This is a genomic window from Desulfoconvexum algidum, assembly GCF_055382125.1.
Window position 1 is genome coordinate 5195890 of sequence record NZ_AP042394.1, and the last position, 17439, is coordinate 5213328.

Here is a 17439-nt window from a genome sequence, read left to right on the forward strand (position 1 = left end):
GGGAAATATGTTAAAAGCATTAAATAAAACAGGACTGGTATTCTTCCCTGCATTTGACTGGGCCATTGACCCCACCCATCCGGAAAGAGAAGAGCGACTGCTGTATACCCAGGACCAGGTACTTGAAGAGGGTATTTTTGATATCCCGGGTATCATCGAATACAAACCAGACATTGTCACGGCCCATGATATTCAAAGAACCCATTTTTGCGTACCCGATGAGCCCTCGGTAACAACGGAATCCCATCTCATCAGCGCCGGCGGCGCCAAGGCCATTGCCAATGCCGTCATGAACAAGGAAGTCAAAAACGGGTTTGCCCTTGTCAGGCCTCCTGGCCACCATTCCATGCGGGTGTCCCACGGGGGAAGAGGGTTTTGTCATATCAATATGGAAGCCATCATGGTCGAGTACATTCGGACTCAGTTCGGTGTAAAAAAAATTGCCATTATTGACACCGACTGCCACCACGGGGACGGCACCAACGATATTTTCTGGCACGATCCCGATGTCTTGTTCATCTCACTTCACCAGGACGGCAGGACCATGTACCCGGGAACCGGTTTTCCCGGCGAGTTAGGAGGGCCCAATGCCAAGGGTTCTAACCTGAACATTCCCTTACCGCCGGGCACGTCAACGGAAGGATATCTCTATGTCATCCGCAATTGCGTAATGCCTATACTGGCGGAATTCAAACCCGATATAGTGGTCAATTCCGCCGGCCAGGACAACCACTACACAGATCCGTTGACCAATATGAATTTTTCCGCCCAGGGGTATGCAAAACTTACCTCCCTGCTCAAACCGGACATTGCGGTGCTTGAAGGCGGATATGCCATTGAAGGTGCCCTTCCCTACGTCAATCTGGGCATTATCCTTGCCATGGCAGGATTGGACTATTCCGGTGTGGTGGAACCAGATTACAACCCGGAAAAACTCAAACAATCGGTGAGCATAACCGACAAAATCAAAAAGACCACCGACCAGATCAATTCCTATTGGCAGCAGCGCCATGAATTACGGGAAAAATCCGGCAAACCCGGGGAATTGATGATCCGCCACAAGGAAATTTTCTATGATACCGACAATATCTTTGAACGGCAAAAAGAAAAAATATGGATATGCCGGGACTGTGGCGGCAGCTTTGAAATTGATTCAAAGGCCACACCAGGAAACCACATCCTCGGGGTCCATATTCCCATAAATGCCTGCAAAGCCTGCCAGGAAAAAGGATATGATTTTTTTGAACGAGCAGACAAGACCAAGTATGATCGGATTTATCTCCAGGACAGGCCAAAAGACCAATACAAAATCAAATAAGATTCCTTTTTTTTTGAGAAATTTATCCCAACCATGGAACCCCGACAACTTAATAATTTAAAAATAAGATCCCTTGTGATCCAGCGCATAAGGGATTTTTTCATGGGCAACGGGTTTCTCGAAGTGGAAACCCCCATCCGCTGCCCCAGCATTATTCCCGAAGCCCATATCGATCCCTTACTATCAGAACAACTTTATCTGCAGGCATCCCCCGAGCTTTGCATGAAGCGCCTATTATCTAAAAACCTTCAAAAAATTTTCCAGATCTGCAAATGTTTCAGAAAAAATGAACAAGGCCCTTTCCACCTGCCTGAACATACCCTGCTTGAGTGGTATGACACAGATGCCACCTATCTTGATTTAATGGACCACTGCCAGGGTCTTGTCCAACACATTGCAGGGGGCTTAGGGTTGGGGACTGCAATTGTCTACCAAAATCAACCCATTGACCTTAAGCCTCCCTTTGACAGGATTACCGTTAAGCAGGCATTTGACACTTATGGATCAAAACCGGCTTTAAAGGCCCTTGAAGACGGCAGTTTCGATGAACTCATGGGATTTGAGATAGAACCCTGCCTGGGGAAAGAACGGCCCTGTATCCTGTATGATTACCCTGCCGCCTTGGCCTCCCTGGCCAAGCTCAAACCGGGGGATGAAAACCTTGCCCAGCGGTTCGAACTCTATGTGGCCGGAATTGAACTGGCCAACGGATTCACAGAACTGACCGACCCGATTTTGCAAAGACAACGATTTGTGCTGGAAAACCAGATCAGGTCAGATCGCAGCCAGCCCTCTCTTCCCCTGCCTGAAAAATTTCTTGCCGACTTAAAAAACATGCCCGATGCAGCCGGCATCGCATTAGGGGTTGACCGAATGGTCATGCTTTTTTGCAATGCGGTTAGCATTAATGAGGTGGTTGCGTTCCCGCCTGACACCTTGTAAACACGCTTTGGGTAATTCTTTCCTGTCCCCTTATTTTACTTGACAATATATCAAACAAAAAATATGGTTGTTTGAATAATTGAACCCACATTTCACAAGCAGGGGAAAACATGTCCGAAACAAACAAGGGAGACGCCATACGAAAGGCTGCCAGTCATTGTTTTGCCCACTATGGATTTGCCAAGACCACTATGGATGATATCGGCAAAATGGTGGGATTGAACAAGGCGTCCCTATACTATTATTATAAAAACAAGGAAGCCATTTTCTGCGAAATCATCCGCCAGGAAAGCGAATTTTTCCTGACTTCCCTCAAGGAAAAAGTAGCACAAATAACGCTTTGGCATGAAAAAATTCAAATTTATATCCTGGAACGGCAGCGGCATTTCCAAAAAATGGTGAATCTTCATAAGCTGTCCATTAAAACATCCAAGCAACTCCAGTTCCAACCGTTGTTTCTTGATCTACTCAAACAACTCAACATCCAGGAAACCCAGATAATCTGTGATATTTTAGACCAGGCAATGGAAAATAATCAAATCCAGAAAATAGATACCCTGAAAACAGCCCGTATTATTCTTTCCGTGATCTACGGCATAAAACAACAGCAGATGCTGTTGGAAAATGACAATCTGACCCTGGCCCGATTCGATTTTGAACGAGTGGAAGAGCAGACTCGGTTTGCCGTTTCCCTCATCCTCAACGGGCTGAAGGCGACACCTTAAATAGAACACCTTAAATCAGGAGGACTCTGCCCGGACAAAAGCAACCATCACGGCGCAGCCCACAAAAAAAAAGAGAAGAGAAACCAAAAGCTGGTGGCCGTTTGAGGGCAGAATATTGAGATTGGTGTAAACTTGAAAATTCTCAACCACAAAAATCGTGTCATCCTGCTTGACATATTGCCGGGCCATGACCATCACCTTTTTAAAGGGCCACAGAGCATGCAATGATCCGGCCATCAAACCGACAAGAAATGCCATGGTTAGGTTATAATACCGTTTCAATACAAGATTAATCAATCTGGCAAACAAAAGGCCACCCGCGACAATCCCTACTCCAAAACAACCGAGAAACGCAAGGGTTTCCAGGTGCCCTGATTTAAGCGCTGATATGGCAGAGATTACATCAAAATAAGCCCCCATGAGGATCAACACCAAAGAACCACTGATACCGGGGAGTACCATGGCAGAAATGGAAACAGCTCCGCAGATACCGGCATAGACATATTCTTCAATGGTGTATTTGCCAAAGAATGAAGACAACCCGGATTCCTGGGTTTTACTCACCTTTTTTTTAAGCTGGTTTTCAAGCGGGTAGCCGTGGCTATCCTGCCCCAAAACAGGCGCTGTATTTTCCCGGGAAGAAAGATGTTGAAACTGGCGTTCAAGGTGGTCTGATTTAATTTTCACCTTGTCATAGGGATTCACTGACCAGGAAACAAAGACAGTGAGAGACATCCCCAACAGGACCATGAAAACCACAGGCCCCTTCAGGGAGTTGAGCATTCTAACCGGAATAACAATGGAGACCAGTATCAAACCAAAAAATAGAGAATAGGTGTAGACAAACTGATGAACAAGCAGATATTTCATCAAACTGGAAAGGGCGATAATGGCCGTAACAGCACCCAGGATCAATTTCAACAGGAACACGGCATCTGTTTCCTTTAAAAATGAGGTAAGATCCTGGAGACACCCGTTTCTGCCCAGATTTTTCACAACACAAAAAACAATTGCTACAAACCTTAAAACCAAGGCTCGATTAATGCGATTCAAAATGGCAAAAACCCGCTCATAAATTTTAAAAACAAGTAAAAAGGTTCCGCCGGAAACCCCGGGAATAATGTTGGCCGTGCCAAGGCAAAACCCCATGAACAATTCTTTGGCAAGGGATTGGTCTTTGACAAAGGTCTGCTGTGTGGTATCGTTCTTCATCTGGTCCTTTTTCATATGACCGGTATCCTATTCACTCCATCCGTGCTGTCCAATGAGCTTTACAAACCGGCATCCGCCCAGGTTCGTGGTTTTAATTCCGGTTTCGGTTTTTTCAACTTTCAGCAATTCCTGGGAGTGGAGGCCTCCCACCGGCATGACAAGCCGGCCCCCAAGGGCAAGCTGATCCACCAAGGGGGTTGGAATCTGATTTCCGCCTGCCGTCACAATGATAGCGTCAAAAGGACTTTCTTGTTTCCACCCTTGAGTTCCGTCGGAATACCGGGTCACAATATTATGATATTTGAGCTTGTCAAAGAGTTTGCGGGTTTGCAGGAACAAGGTGTTATTACGTTCAATCGTATACACCTTGTACACCATCTTGGACAAAATAGCGGCCTGGTATCCGGAACCAGTCCCTATTTCCAAGACCCTTTCAGAGCCGCAAAGTTCAAGCCGCTGGGTCATTTCAGCAATGATAAACGGCTGTGATATGGTCTGGCCTTCCCCTATGGGAAGGGGAAAATCGCCATAGGCACTGTCAGCCATTGCCTCACTGACAAAAAGATGCCGGGGAACATGGGTCATGGCATCAATCACCCGAGGGTCGGTAATCCCCCTGGCAATGATCTGATTTTCGACCATATCCCTGCGCCAGCGGGCAAATTTATTGGGTTCATCATTCATGCATCTCTTCATATCAGCAACCCATCCGTCCGTCAAGAATCTTACGCCCATAAACCGTGAAGATTCTTATCTTGCTTTTTACCGTGAACACACGTATTTATAGCTTTTATGAACAAAATTTTAAAAATGGAACTCGCCGTCATTTTTGCCGTTTTTATATTCGGCATGGGTATATCCGGATATATGCTCATTGAGAAGTGGAGTTTTCTTGATGCCGCATACATGACGGCCATCACCCTGAGTACCGTCGGTTTTCTTGAAGTCCAGGAACCCAGCAATGCCGGCAGGATTTACACCATATTCCTGATCTTCATCGGCGTCGGGTATTTTCTTTACCTGGCCGGCGTGATCGTACAGTCTATAGTGGAAGGGGAAATCAAAACATTGTTAGGGAGACAACGTTTGGATAAAAAAATTAAACGTCTGGAAAATCATTATATGGTCTGCGGGTATGGTCGTATCGGCAGGGTATTGTGCAATTTCATCAAAGAAGACACAAAAAATATAGTTGTCATAGACCAGGATGAAACCCAGGCAGAGGTGCTGGAGAAAAATAAGATACACTACCTTATCGGCGATGCATTGGATGAGTCGTTGCTGATAAAGGGTGGAATCAAACGAGCCGGATTCCTGGTGGCCGCCCTGGCAACGGACACGGCAAATGTATTTCTGGTATTAACGGCCAGACAATTGAATCCGGATATCTATATCATGGCCCGGGCCAGCAGCCCGGGGGTGGGCAAAAAACTGTTGGTGGCCGGGGCCAACAAGGTGGAATCCCCCTATGACACCGGTGCCGTCTCAATGGGACTGAAACTGCTTCGCCCTACTGTCAGCAGCTTCCTTGATGTGGCATTGTCCCGAAAGAGTGATGCCATCCAGATTGAAGAACTTTTTATCCCAAAAAAATCCCGGTATACCCAGTTGGCATTGAAAGACTCGGGTATTCGCCAAAGTTTTAATCTGATCATTATTGCCATCAAAAAATCATCCGGTGAAATGATATTTGCCCCGCATTTTGAAACCCTGCTGGAGGCGAGGGACACCCTGATTCTCATGGGAAAAACAGAAGATTTACAAGCCTTTGGCAAGGCATTGGACCCGGAATAAAAATGGTTTTTGTCATCAAAGTCATAAAGAACATGAAGAATTGTTATTTTTTTCTTCATGTTCTTCTACGAAGCAAAATACTAAATCTTTACTAAATCTTATAAATGACCCGCTTATCCGTAATGATAATATCCACTGTAAATTTGCGTGATTCCATCTGGATCTGATCCACAATCTGCTCTTCATAGGCCAGGGAAACTTTTCTACAGGTTTCTGGAAGTTTTGTGATCAATTTGGAATAATAATTATTTCCAAATCCTACCCGGCCCCCTTTATCATCAAAGGCCAATCCGGGAATAATGGCGATATCAATATCATCCAGGGATATTTTCTTGCATTTTTCTGGATCTGGTTCCAGGACGTCATCACCGCTGATCACAAGATCTTTGTCATAATCAGAGATTTTATATAGTAGAATGCTGTTTTTTGCATCGGTAAACACGGGCAAAACGATCCCCTTCTCAATGTGAAGGGCCTTTCTAATAATTGCCTCGGTGGGAATAATCCCTTCAGTTGAAATATCTGTCCCGGTGGATGTAGACAAAAAAGCCAATTGAGCTTCCATGAAATTTGCAAATTCGAACAACTTATTTTCAATACCATTGTATTTTTCCGTAAGCGCTTCTTTTGTAAGCGCACCAAGTCTATCAGAAACCTGGGTCAGCACACTAATCTTTGTATTTTTCATCTCTTCCATAATTGCCTTTCCTTTAATTGCAAAATAAAATATTTGAGAAAACATTATACCGATGTGGCCAATTGTCAACTGCAATAATCGTTGACTGTTTACAAGGCCCGTGTTATCTGATTAAAATTGTGAAGAATCTTTTAAAATCAAACCTTAACAATTATTAACCCGGCAAAATTAAGGACGTAGATAGGATACAATGCTCGATTTAAAATATATAAAAAACAATTTAGACTCTGTTAAACTAGGAATGGAGAAAAGAAGGGCCAATATTGATTTTTCAGATCTCCTGGGAAACGAAGAAAAAAGAAAGGCGCTTTTACTCAATATCGAAGAATTAAGATACCAACGAAATACCGTTTCCGATGACATTGCTAAAATGAAACGCTCAGGAGAGGATGCGCAGCCCAGCATTGACAAAATGCGCGCCGTATCAGAAACCATCAAGGCCCTTGATAAACAACTGTCTTCCGTCCAACAGGCCATCCAGGATTTTCTTATTGCCCTGCCCAACCTGCCCCACATTGATGTGCCCATGGGAAAAGATGAATCCCAAAACCGGCTGGAAAAAACCATTGGGACCCCAAGAGTCTTTGATTTTAAAATCAAAGATCACGCAGATATTGGTGAGTCCTTGGGAATCCTTGATCTAGCCCGTGCTGCTAAAATTACCGGTTCCCGGTTTCCGCTCTACTTTGGTTCCGGGGCAAGGCTTGAAAGAGCTCTGATCAATTTCATGCTGGATATTCACACGACTGAGCATGGATATAAGGAGACCTTACCTCCCTTTATTGTCAATAAAACCACCATGACCGGTACGGGACAATTACCTAAATTTGAAGAAGACCTGTTTAAACTGGAAGGGTTGGATTATTATTTAATTCCCACTTCAGAAGTTCCGGTAACCAATATCCATGCAGGAGAGATTCTGGATGAAGCAAAGCTGCCCCTTAAATTTACCGCCTATACCCCCTGTTTCAGATCCGAAGCCGGCTCCTATGGGCGGGATACCAAGGGATTGATCCGGCAACACCAATTCAACAAGGTGGAAATGGTTAAACTCACCACCCCGGAGACCTCCTTTGATGAGCTAGAATCTCTGTTGGCAAATGCCGAAACCATTCTGGCAAGGCTTGAACTTCCCTACCAGGTTGTCACCCTGTGCACAGGGGATCTCGGGTTCTCCGCCACAAAGACCTATGACCTTGAAGTCTGGATGCCGGGCCAGGACAAATACAGGGAGATATCCTCCTGCAGCAATTGCACAGATTTCCAGGCCAGACGTGCCAATATCCGTTTTAAACGTCCCGGCCAGAAAAGGGCAGAATTCTGCCACACCCTGAACGGTTCCGGCCTTGCAGTGGGCAGAACCTTTGCCGCAATTTTAGAAAATTATCAACAAGCTGACGGATCTGTTACCATTCCGGATGTCCTTGTTCCTTATATGGGAGGCCAAACGGTAATTAAAAATGAATCTTGAACTATTCCCGGAAGAAATCCGGCCTTATATCATCCCGAAACCTGTGGGCAAACTATTTTATAGATGTCTTGGCTGTTCAGCGGAATTTCCCATTGAGAAACTGTTGTATGTTTGTCCTAAATGCAACCAGGTTTTACTGATCCATGATAAAAATAAGGCAGCCCTGACCCAGCATACAGGCGCCACCTGGCAAAAAATATTTGATTACCGCAAAATGTTAAAAATTCCCGCACTAAAAGGAATTTATCGATACCATGAATTCATTGGATCGTGCATCCCCTTGGAGTCCATCCTTTACCTGGGGGAAGGCCACACCCCAATTGTTGAAGCAAGCCCACACCTTAAGAAAAAAACAGGACTCAACTTTTTTTATAAAAATGACGGTCAGAACCCAAGCGCGTCTTTCAAGGACCGGGGGATGGCAAGCGCCCTTTCCAGTATCAAGTATCTAATTGACCAAAACCTGGTTTCAGATGTCATTGCCATCTGCGCCTCCACAGGGGACACATCTGCTGCAGCAGCGTTGTATGTGTCCTATCTAAGACCCTTGATCAAATCGGCGGTACTTCTACCCCATAAAAAAGTAACCTCCCAGCAGCTCGCCCAACCCCTAGGCAGCGGGGCCAATGTATTTGAGATCCCCGGGGTTTTTGATGATTGTATGAAAATTGTGGAACATCTTTCCAGTCTTTATCCGGTGGTTCTTTTAAACTCAAAAAATGCCTGGCGAATCTTGGGACAGGAATCCTATTCCTATGAGATTGCCCAGGATTTTGACTGGGACATGGCAAATAAGGTGGTGGTGGTTCCCATTGGGAATGCCGGCAATATTTCGGCTGTCATGAACGGATTTTTAAAATTTCACAAAGCCGGTATTATCAGCCATCTCCCCAAAATAATCGGTGTTCAGTCTGAACATGCCGATCCGGTCTTTCAATACTACCTGGAGCCCGATGAAAACAAACGGTGCTTTAAACCCGTTAATACCCGTCCCAGTGTTGCCCAGGCTGCCATGATCGGTAACCCGGTTTCCATGCCCCGGGTCATTGAACTTACCCGGCAATACAATCGAGAAAGTCGCCACCAGAATGTCTTTTTTATTCAGGTGAAAGAGCAAGCGATCATGGACTGGCAGTTAACCGCCAACCGAAACGGCCATATCACCTGTACCCAGGGCGGAGAATGTTTGGCCGGACTTGTCAAAGCCGCAGCCCAGGGAATTGTTACAAAGGCTGAAACGGCCATATTGGATGCCACCGCCCATGCCATTAAATTCTCCGAGTTCCAGGACCTGTATTTTAAAAACCAACTCCCTGATGCCTATGACATCCAGCCAAATTCCGGATATATAAATCTGCCTGAATTAATAACACCTGACAATCCGGATCTGGTACCATCCCAGGAAAAAAGGCTGGCAAAAAATGAATTTCAACACTTTGTCCAGGAAATTTCAGAAAAAATCGTAAAGAAACTTAATTTATAACCTTAATTCATATACAAAGGATTCTTTCGTGGTTAAAATACCCAGCGCGGCATTATTATTTATAGTGATACTCTTCTCAAGCTATGGCCATGCCGCCGGGGTGAAAACGTCTTTCAAGCGATACTCTGTTTTCACCTATGAAAATGATACTATTCTATGTGAACCCTACCAGGTTAAACAGGATGACTGGCTCTATAAAATTTTCCGACAAAAAGGAGAAATTTCCGAGGCGGATTTTCCTAGGTTTTTAAATATTTTCAAAAAAATCAATCCCCGCATCAGCAATATTGACGCCATTGCACCGGGAATTAAAATTCTAATCCCCTTAAGAAAAATTGATACACAAGACTATGAACAAAAGACGCCTGGTATTGTGGAGGTTCCGGTGATTGAATTTTCAAGTGTTCCGGAAAAATTTGAATTACAACCCTATATTCGAAAACACACCATACAGACCGGAGACACCGTATCAAAGCTTATAGACAAAAAATTCCTTGAAAAAGGCGGTGGCATCTCCCAGGCTGGTCAAAAAACATTTTCCTACCTCAACCCGAATGTTACAAATATCGACCTGATTTATCAAGGAACCCAGTTGGTGATACCCGACCCATCCATCCTGGCCCAGCCCTGGTTTAAATCCTTTTTAAAACAAGGAAGTAACCCAAATGCCATCCCCCAGGCACCCGTCGAAAAAACATCGGCTCCCCGCCTACCGGTCATTTCTCCCCTGCAGATGACCCAACTTAAACGGTATTCAGAATTGATCCAGGGAACCCTTATCAACCAGGGGAAGATGCATTTCCCTGGACGTGGAGTACAGCCGAATTTGGTGCTTGATTTAACCCAGACCCCCTTGATTGAAAGAAAAGACGGAGAGAAAACCATTATCATTCCCCGGAATAATGGCAGTTCCCTGGGAAAGGATCTTGTGAAAAATATCCGAGCATATTGGAAACAGATTAAAATACAGGAACTTGACAATGCCATCTCCATGGCCGAAGAATTAGAAAGAGATAAAACCTCCCTGGATGACAGGCCCGTCGATATTGACAAGTTCATCTTGACCCTATTATCTATTACCCAAACCCAATATACTCCCGACCAAATCATTTCTTTTCCCATTGGCACCATTGAAATGACCGCATCCTTTGGACGCATTAACAGGCTCGGCCAGCCAGATTTATTGATCAACACAGGAAGCGTTTATGGACTGGCACTTGAGGCCATCGAGAAAAAAGGGAATCAAATTCTCACGATTCCCCCTGGATTAACAATGTCGGAATTGATCCTAACTCTCTTTAACCGCCTTGGGTATTCCATCTGGAAAAACCCCTCCTTTACCACCTCAAGGCACGTCGAAATCATCAAGGGGATCTACGTTACAAAGGGTACTGAAAAACTATTGTTTACCAGGCAAAAACCCACCACCACTACCATCACATTCCTGGAATCAGAAAATATCCAATTCTTAATTCTTAATTCTTAACCAGAAAAAATTATAGAGGAACCCATGTCCATAAAAAAACTGACTATCTTAATACTCGCAGCTTTTTTCATTTCATCCTGCGCAGGCTCTGTCAGCCAACATAACAATACCAAAATCGCCCAGGCAATGAAGAAAGAGGCAGATGTTTTCCAAAGCCATGGCAACTACACCGCGGCACTGAGCCGACTGCTTGAAGCGGAAAAAATCATCCCCAGAGACCCGTATCTTCAAAACAGTCTGGGCTTGGCGTATATGGGTAAGGATAGAGAAGATCTGGCAATCACTGCCTTTAAAAAGGCTTTATCCATAAAACCCGACTATATCGAAGCAATCAATAATCTTGGCGCAGCCTATCTTCGCCAGGGAAAATGGGATATGGCCGTGGAAAATTTTAAAACGGTCTTGGACAACCTTTTGTACCCAACCCCTCACTACCCTCTTTCAAATATTGGTTGGGCCTATTTAGGGGAAAAAAAATATCATTTAGCTGAAACCTATTTTATGAAGGCCCTTGATAAGAGACCATGGTTTACTGCCGCCTCTCACGGATTGGCCCAGGTCTATATCCGGACCGGGCAGATGGACAAGGCTTTGGATTACCTGCACAAATGTATCAACCAGTCTCCGGATACCGCCATTTTCCATGCCGATATAGCCCAGGCATTCGAAGGAAAGGGTATGAGTCACCAGGCCATGGAATCATGGGAAAAGGTATTAAAACTGGTGCCGGAAAGATCCTCCCTGGCCAAGCAAGCTGAAACCAGATTATTGGAACTCCATTGATGGGTTTAATCCTTTCATTGACGGGTATAACCCTTTTATTCACAACTCTATTGTTTGACCGGAGTTCCCGTAGTCCGCTTTTGTTCAAGCTGGACAATTGAGGGGGTTAGAAATATCAACAACTCGTTCCGACTGTCCTCTACTGCCTCAACGCCAAAGAGGTAACCAAGAACCGGTATCCCAGTAAGGAAGGGCAGTCCCGACGAATCATTGGTTGAAGCTGTCTTGACAACACCGCCGATAACCACTGTCTCTTTGTTATTCACCAGAAGTTCGGTTTCCGCCTCATTGGTTGAAATGTCCGGAGCCCCGGTTGTTGTGCTGTAGCCTGTAACATCATTTTTGGTGATCAAAATGGACAAGGAAATACGATTATCCGGTGTCACATGGGGCGTAACCTCCAGTAGCAGATCAACATCTACATATCCGGTGGTAGAGCTGCCCGATTCATCCTTTTCAAGATAGCTGAGACTTTCTCCCTGCTTTATTTTGGCCTTTTTATTGTCCAGGGTCAATATCCTCGGAGAAGAAACAATCCTGGCATCTCCAGCCTCTTCAGATGCCTCGAGCTGGGCATTTAAAGCCGTCACAGAAGAGCCGAACAATCTAAAAAACGAAAATTCAGCGCTCAGGCCGCTGTTGACCGACACATCAAAATCATCAACAAATGTCGAGACAACGTCAGTTGCATTGGACAGATTCCAGGAGATACCGATGCTCCGGGCAAAGTCTTTTGTGACTTCCACCACCTTCGCCTCAATCATGATCTGGGGGGTAACCGTATCCAAACGATTAATAATATCCAGGGCCTGGTCGATTTTTGCCTGGGTATCGGTAAATATTATCGTATTGGTTCGGCTATCCACAGATATCTTTCCCCGATCCTTGGTAAGGATCTGTTCCAGATGGGGCTTGATATCCGCCTGGGCATCGGAATAATTAATGTGAAGATATTGGGTCACCAGCGGCTCAAGGCTTACTTTCTGTTCGAGCGCTTTCTTGTGGGTGGCGATGGACTCCTGTACGATTTTTTCTTCATTTTGCAGGGTTGCAACCGTCGCAATGCGGATTACATTGCCTTCACTTTTTTTACCAAGCCCATTCATTTTAAGAACAAGGTCCAGCACCTGATCCCAGGGAACTGGATTCCCCAGGGTCATGGTCACCTTACCTGTGACATCTTTATCAATGGCAAAGTTCAGACCGGAAACACTTCTGAGAATCCTGAAAACATTCTTGATATCCGTATCATAAAAATCCAGTTTTATTTTTTCCCCTGTGTAGACTGGAAGGGATTCCCCTGGTATCAAGCTCTTTGTTTTTTGTTTGACTTGGCTATTTTTTTCGACACCATTACCGTCAGGAAGCTTTACGGCCGTGGTCTTGGTTTCCCTATTTGCACTGGAAACATCTATTTTTGCCTTATCAAATGGTGGCGGTTCAATTTGTGAGGGTTCAAACACCATTGTAATGAAGTTCTGATCCTGGACAATTTGAAAGGGAACCTGCTCTCTGATATTGATCTCAATAATGGCGTTCTTTGTATTAACAGTTTTTGGTTCAATGCTCTCCACGGCAGAATTAAAATAACGGGTTAAAAGTGGGCGCTTGTGCCGGTCGGGAATCTTTGTGTTGTAAAGGGTCAAGTATAATTTTTCATCGCTGTGCAGGGTGGTATCATATTTTATCGGATGACTGGTTTCCAACCGAATATCAGACCTGCCAGACGGCAGGGTATCAAACTCAATACCGGTCATTAGAGCTGGTGTATCCGGCACAACCACCGGCGTTGATTTTTTTGGCGCGGCTATTTTCTGTTCCGGGGCCACAATAGTTCCCTCGGATGCCATGTTCATTTCTTTGGAAGGAATCGAATCAGCCTCTTTATCCCGGGGCTGTTCCAGTGAAAGAATCAGCCGCAACTGTTCGCCTTCTTCCTGAACCACATAGGAAAGGTCCTGGTTCAAGAGAATTTCAAGTTTTGCCGTGGTCTTATCCTGGTCTGCATAGGAGAGTTTCAGCCCCCCGATGGCTTCATCCTCAATCGTTCCCGGAACGAGACCTGGATTTATACCGGTTTCAGGGAGGTATACACAAATGGCAAAGGGAAAAGACTGCTTAATGGAGGTAAAGCTAAGTTTTTGATTTCCCTTGATCCGGACCTCAATGGTTTTGTCTTGTTTTTTTACATCAATTTCATTAATATATCTTTGGCCAGCTATCACGCCTTCCGGCGATAAAGAAGAGTCGGCTGTTTTATCCGCTTGGGCCTGGCCAATCTCTGGTGTATCAATGTTCCCCGTTTTTCCGGTCACGCACCCGGCCAAAAATAACAGCGTTAATACAGCAATAACCAGTGTAATCCGATAATTTTTTTTACCAAACTGAAAAACCGGCATATTATTCCCCGCCCTCTGTTTTTTGTAATTTAATTTCCTGGAAACGAGCCTGCAGCTTCCCTTTATAATCTTTCACATATTCTTTTACAACGATACTGCTTTGGTTGATTTTTGAAACCTGCCCATTATTTTTACCCATGTAGGTGCCTATACTCACTTCATATCCTTTCCCGGTAGCTTCTTCCACCATTGCCAGTTGTCTGTTTTCCATCAGGATCACCGCCACAAGTTTTATCTGACTTAATTCCATTTTCTCAAGGGGGGTCAACACTCTTTTAGGTTTTTCATCCACCACCAAGCCGGTAACAGCCTTTTCTTCTTTTTCCTGGATCAAGGGTAAAAACGGATTCAATTTCCCGGTTGAATCATACCTGGCAACCCCTTCTGTGGTAACCGATTTTTCAGGCTGAGTACTAACAATCATCTGTTCATTTTTAAGCGATTTCTGTGTAACATCCCCAGACGGGACCGGAACTATTTTCTTGGCAGCTGTTTTTTTAGCAGCTAGTTTTTGTGCGTCTGTTTTCGTGATGGTTTGAGCTTGACCCGTTTTTGTCGGCCCCACACTCTTTGGCTTTGGAGTCGGTTTTTCATCCGTCTTTCCCGAGGGAAGCGGCAAAATTTTGCCGGAAACGATGACAGGTGACCTTGCCGGTTTTTTTATTTCAGGTTGGTCTTCACACCCAGTAAAAAACCCAAGCACGGCGATCATTAAAATGACAATTGATATTCTAATCATGTTTACCATACCAGTCAGAATTATCCTTTTTTCTTTCCTCTAGGTTTCTTTTTTTTCCCTTTTGTGTCTTCTTTTTTAGGCTCTGCAAACATATAGGTTACCGCACTGCAATTCATTTGGATCAGACCTGCATCCTTTTTATCGCTCGCCATGGACATGTTTTTTATATTGACGATCCGGTTTAAATTACCCACCTGGGAAAAAAAATCAGCAATCTGGTGGAAATTGCCCTCGACCTTTAAGGACAGGGGAATTTCTTTATAAAATTGCTTGTTGACAACCGGGGCCGGCTGAAAAAGCAAAAACACAAGACCGGCATTGCTTCCGGCCTTTGACACCCCCTCTAAAAGAGAGGGTATCTCCTTTTTCTCCGGTAGAGCCTTCATGGCGATATCAAATTTTTCCTGGACCTTGGCCATTTTTGTCTCAAATTCTTTTAATGCGCGTGCTTTTCGCTTAAAGGTTTCCAATTTCGCAACCTGGGTTTTGTACTCAGTTTTTACGCTCTGTAACATCTTATTCTTGGGAGCAAATATAAAATAATAATACCCCCCCCCCAGAACGGCGATGGTCAAAACACAGATAAGCAACCGCTGAACCTTGCTCAGTCCACCAATTTTTTCGAAAAGAAAAGCTATTTTTTCCTTGATTTCGTCTTTTTTATTTTCTTTAGTATCCGAGGCCATTATTTCCCTTTTTTATCCTTGCCGCCATCTTTCTGGGCAATGATTTTTTTGGTACAAAACAGCTCAAAGGATTTAAGCATAATCCCTTCCTTGAACTTTTGCACCTTTGATCGTTTTAAATCAATGTTGGAAAAAAGAGAGGAAATTTCAAGATTCCTCATAAAATCTGCGATTGTCGGATTGTCAAAGGCCACTCCCTTTAAGGTCACATGAGTTGAATCAGCTTTCATACTTTCGAGCCACATTCTTTCCGGGACTACCCTTTCAGACAATTCCTCCAAAAGGACAAGCTGTTCCATCCGTTTTTCTTCAAGGGAAGATACGATCTTCAACTTATCCTCAAGAGTTTTTAAATTTTTCTTTATCTGAGTAACCCTGTCCGCCTTTTCTTTATACAGCGCAATCTGGGTCTTTACCTGTACTATCTGGGCCTTGGTTTCAACAATTTCTTTGTTAATCCCCATAGTATACCAAGCCAATAGGAGGGATACCATCACAATGGACAAAAAGAAAATAGAAACCTGGCGGCGAATGTTTTCTTTTTTACGGGCAACCCTAAAGGGCAGAAGATTGATTCTTATCATTTATCATCCATCCTTCTCAATGATAGGCCCAATGCAATGGGTGCCTGGAGCCCGATACCAGATATAAATGAGTCTGGAAATCGTTTTTTATCCAGAATCAATCCTTCAAAAGGATTAATGCCAACAACCTCCACATTCAGCTCAGACTTAAGGTTGTCTAAAAATCCTTCCACAAACCCGCCACCTCCGCTTAAGACAATTTTTTCAACTTTCTTCTCGTTGTTACTGGTTTGAAAGGTATAAACCACTTCACAGATTTCAGAACACCAATTATTTGCAATGCGCTGGCTGATCTCAGCTATGGCCTTGGAATCTTTTTGATCGGTATTACCAGAAACCATATTTTCAGCTTCTTCAATACTGATATCAAGCTGACCTGCCAGTTCCTCTAAAATCTGATCTGTGCCGGAAACATTATCCCGCATCATCAACGAAATATTTCCTTTTAAAATATTCAGCGAGGTTTTCGAAGCCCCGACATCCACCAATAAGGTCACCGTTTCTGGATCTGAGTCCGGCAGAACTTCATAAATATTTTGCAAGGCAAAGGTGTCAACATCAATTATTTTAGGCGTTAAACCTGCCAGGGAAAGCAGATTAATATACTCAGCAACCAGATCTTTTTTAACCGCCACAAGCAAAACATTCATCTGATCCAGCGAAAATTCACTTTCCCCAAGAATCTGATAGTCGATATTCACATCGTCAATATCATAGGGAATATATTGTTCTGCTTCCGAATGAATCGTTGCGTGAAGTTCTTTCTCCGGCACTTTTGCCGTGGTGATTGTTTTTATGACAACGGAATGCCCACCCGTTGAAATTGCCACATTTTTTTCTTTGATTTTCTGGGATTTAAACAGGGTACGAATAATATTGGCAACCCCTTCTGTATCGATTACCCGCCCTTCAACAATCGCCCCGGAAGGAACCTGCGCCACACCAAATTTTTTAAGGATCTTTCCTTTTTTGGAAATCTTAAGCTCAGCAACTTTTATGAATGAAGAGCCGATATCTAAACCGACAAGATGATCCTTTTTTCTAAATAGCATACACTTTCATCCTTATTCGGCAAGCCATGCATCTAAACACCATACGGTACCATCAATCTTTTGTATTG

Annotated in this window: 16 protein-coding genes; 8 read left to right on the forward strand and 8 right to left on the reverse strand. The window is 44.2% G+C overall.

The annotated features are described in order from the left end of the window. Positions 1 to 7 precede the first annotated feature (7 nt). The 3 genes from ACZ45G_RS23465 to ACZ45G_RS23475 all read left to right on the forward strand — a co-directional run bounded on the left by ACZ45G_RS23465 (position 8) and on the right by ACZ45G_RS23475 (position 2985). Entirely contained in the window at positions 8 to 1318 is a 1311-nt protein-coding gene (locus ACZ45G_RS23465; protein WP_464172943.1) for a histone deacetylase family protein, read from the forward strand. Positions 1319 to 1351: 33 nt separating this feature from the next. Beyond that, positions 1352 to 2260, forward strand: a complete 909-nt coding sequence (gene epmA / locus ACZ45G_RS23470) for an EF-P lysine aminoacylase EpmA (RefSeq protein ID WP_464172944.1) — start codon at positions 1352 to 1354, stop codon at positions 2258 to 2260. Positions 2261 to 2370: 110 nt separating this feature from the next. Beyond that, positions 2371 to 2985: a TetR/AcrR family transcriptional regulator gene (locus ACZ45G_RS23475; protein ID WP_464172945.1), complete on the forward strand. Its 615-nt coding sequence runs from the start codon at positions 2371 to 2373 to the stop codon at positions 2983 to 2985. Positions 2986 to 3000: 15 nt separating this feature from the next. On the opposite strand, the gene ACZ45G_RS23480 is transcribed toward ACZ45G_RS23475, so the two are convergent. Both ACZ45G_RS23480 and ACZ45G_RS23485 read right to left on the reverse strand, forming a co-directional pair. After that, a complete protein-coding gene (locus tag ACZ45G_RS23480; RefSeq protein ID WP_464172946.1) occupies positions 3001 to 4212 on the reverse strand; it encodes a DUF368 domain-containing protein in 1212 nt (403 codons plus the stop codon). A 12-nt stretch (positions 4213 to 4224) separates the two neighbouring features. After that, positions 4225 to 4881, reverse strand: coding sequence for a protein-L-isoaspartate(D-aspartate) O-methyltransferase (locus ACZ45G_RS23485; protein ID WP_464172947.1), 657 nt, complete (start codon positions 4879 to 4881; stop codon positions 4225 to 4227). 108 nt (positions 4882 to 4989) lie between these two features. Here ACZ45G_RS23485 and ACZ45G_RS23490 point away from each other — a divergent pair, with 108 nt between their 5' ends. Continuing rightward, on the forward strand, positions 4990 to 5991 hold the full coding sequence (locus ACZ45G_RS23490) for a potassium channel family protein (RefSeq protein WP_464172949.1): 1002 nt from the start codon (positions 4990 to 4992) through the stop codon (positions 5989 to 5991). A gap of 91 nt (positions 5992 to 6082) precedes the next feature. Here ACZ45G_RS23490 and ACZ45G_RS23495 read toward each other — a convergent pair whose 3' ends face one another. Next, positions 6083 to 6688: a 5-formyltetrahydrofolate cyclo-ligase gene (locus ACZ45G_RS23495; protein WP_464172950.1), complete on the reverse strand. Its 606-nt coding sequence runs from the start codon at positions 6686 to 6688 to the stop codon at positions 6083 to 6085. Between the two features lie 190 nt (positions 6689 to 6878). On the opposite strand from ACZ45G_RS23495, the gene serS reads away from it, so the two are divergent. The 4 genes from serS to ACZ45G_RS23515 are packed head-to-tail and all read left to right on the forward strand — an operon-like array spanning position 6879 to position 11911. Then, positions 6879 to 8159, forward strand: a complete 1281-nt coding sequence (serS, locus tag ACZ45G_RS23500) for a serine--tRNA ligase (protein WP_464172951.1) — start codon at positions 6879 to 6881, stop codon at positions 8157 to 8159. Further along, complete coding sequence (gene thrC / locus ACZ45G_RS23505) at positions 8149 to 9642, forward strand: threonine synthase (protein WP_464172952.1); 1494 nt, start codon at positions 8149 to 8151, stop codon at positions 9640 to 9642. The genes serS and thrC overlap by 11 nt, the downstream gene beginning before the upstream one ends. A 28-nt stretch (positions 9643 to 9670) precedes the next feature. Then, entirely contained in the window at positions 9671 to 11128 is a 1458-nt protein-coding gene (locus ACZ45G_RS23510) for a hypothetical protein (RefSeq protein WP_464172953.1), read from the forward strand. A gap of 24 nt (positions 11129 to 11152) precedes the next feature. Further along, positions 11153 to 11911, forward strand: a complete 759-nt coding sequence (locus ACZ45G_RS23515) for a tetratricopeptide repeat protein (RefSeq protein ID WP_464172954.1) — start codon at positions 11153 to 11155, stop codon at positions 11909 to 11911. A 47-nt stretch (positions 11912 to 11958) separates the two neighbouring features. On the opposite strand, the gene ACZ45G_RS23520 is transcribed toward ACZ45G_RS23515, so the two are convergent. The 5 genes from ACZ45G_RS23520 to pilM are packed head-to-tail and all read right to left on the reverse strand — an operon-like array spanning position 11959 to position 17371. Next, complete coding sequence (locus tag ACZ45G_RS23520) at positions 11959 to 14310, reverse strand: type IV pilus secretin PilQ (RefSeq protein WP_464172955.1); 2352 nt, start codon at positions 14308 to 14310, stop codon at positions 11959 to 11961. A 1-nt stretch (position 14311) separates the two neighbouring features. Continuing rightward, on the reverse strand, positions 14312 to 15058 hold the full coding sequence (locus tag ACZ45G_RS23525) for a pilus assembly protein PilP (protein ID WP_464172956.1): 747 nt from the start codon (positions 15056 to 15058) through the stop codon (positions 14312 to 14314). 11 nt (positions 15059 to 15069) lie between these two features. Then, the gene (locus tag ACZ45G_RS23530; RefSeq protein WP_464172957.1) at positions 15070 to 15735 is read right to left on the reverse strand and encodes a type IV pilus inner membrane component PilO; all 666 of its coding nucleotides are present in this window, start codon (positions 15733 to 15735) and stop codon (positions 15070 to 15072) included. Further along, positions 15735 to 16319: a PilN domain-containing protein gene (locus ACZ45G_RS23535; RefSeq protein ID WP_464172958.1), complete on the reverse strand. Its 585-nt coding sequence runs from the start codon at positions 16317 to 16319 to the stop codon at positions 15735 to 15737. Before ACZ45G_RS23535 ends, ACZ45G_RS23530 begins: the two co-directional genes overlap by 1 nt. Then, a complete protein-coding gene (gene pilM / locus ACZ45G_RS23540; RefSeq protein WP_464172959.1) occupies positions 16316 to 17371 on the reverse strand; it encodes a type IV pilus assembly protein PilM in 1056 nt (351 codons plus the stop codon). The genes ACZ45G_RS23535 and pilM overlap by 4 nt, the downstream gene beginning before the upstream one ends. Positions 17372 to 17439 lie beyond the last annotated feature (68 nt).

Coding starts and splice junctions, on each gene's coding strand:
- ACZ45G_RS23495 (WP_464172950.1), bottom strand. CDS start 6,688: ATGGAAGAGATGAAAAATACAAAGATTAGTGTGCTGACCCAGGTTTCT.
- ACZ45G_RS23535 (WP_464172958.1), bottom strand. CDS start 16,319: ATGATAAGAATCAATCTTCTGCCCTTTAGGGTTGCCCGTAAAAAAGAA.
- ACZ45G_RS23480 (WP_464172946.1), bottom strand. CDS start 4,212: ATGAAAAAGGACCAGATGAAGAACGATACCACACAGCAGACCTTTGTC.
- ACZ45G_RS23475 (WP_464172945.1), top strand. CDS start 2,371: ATGTCCGAAACAAACAAGGGAGACGCCATACGAAAGGCTGCCAGTCAT.
- pilM (WP_464172959.1), bottom strand. CDS start 17,371: ATGCTATTTAGAAAAAAGGATCATCTTGTCGGTTTAGATATCGGCTCT.
- ACZ45G_RS23490 (WP_464172949.1), top strand. CDS start 4,990: ATGAACAAAATTTTAAAAATGGAACTCGCCGTCATTTTTGCCGTTTTT.
- thrC (WP_464172952.1), top strand. CDS start 8,149: ATGAATCTTGAACTATTCCCGGAAGAAATCCGGCCTTATATCATCCCG.
- epmA (WP_464172944.1), top strand. CDS start 1,352: ATGGAACCCCGACAACTTAATAATTTAAAAATAAGATCCCTTGTGATC.
- serS (WP_464172951.1), top strand. CDS start 6,879: ATGCTCGATTTAAAATATATAAAAAACAATTTAGACTCTGTTAAACTA.
- ACZ45G_RS23530 (WP_464172957.1), bottom strand. CDS start 15,735: ATGGCCTCGGATACTAAAGAAAATAAAAAAGACGAAATCAAGGAAAAA.
- ACZ45G_RS23485 (WP_464172947.1), bottom strand. CDS start 4,881: ATGAATGATGAACCCAATAAATTTGCCCGCTGGCGCAGGGATATGGTC.
- ACZ45G_RS23515 (WP_464172954.1), top strand. CDS start 11,153: ATGTCCATAAAAAAACTGACTATCTTAATACTCGCAGCTTTTTTCATT.
- ACZ45G_RS23525 (WP_464172956.1), bottom strand. CDS start 15,058: ATGGTAAACATGATTAGAATATCAATTGTCATTTTAATGATCGCCGTG.
- ACZ45G_RS23520 (WP_464172955.1), bottom strand. CDS start 14,310: ATGCCGGTTTTTCAGTTTGGTAAAAAAAATTATCGGATTACACTGGTT.
- ACZ45G_RS23465 (WP_464172943.1), top strand. CDS start 8: ATGTTAAAAGCATTAAATAAAACAGGACTGGTATTCTTCCCTGCATTT.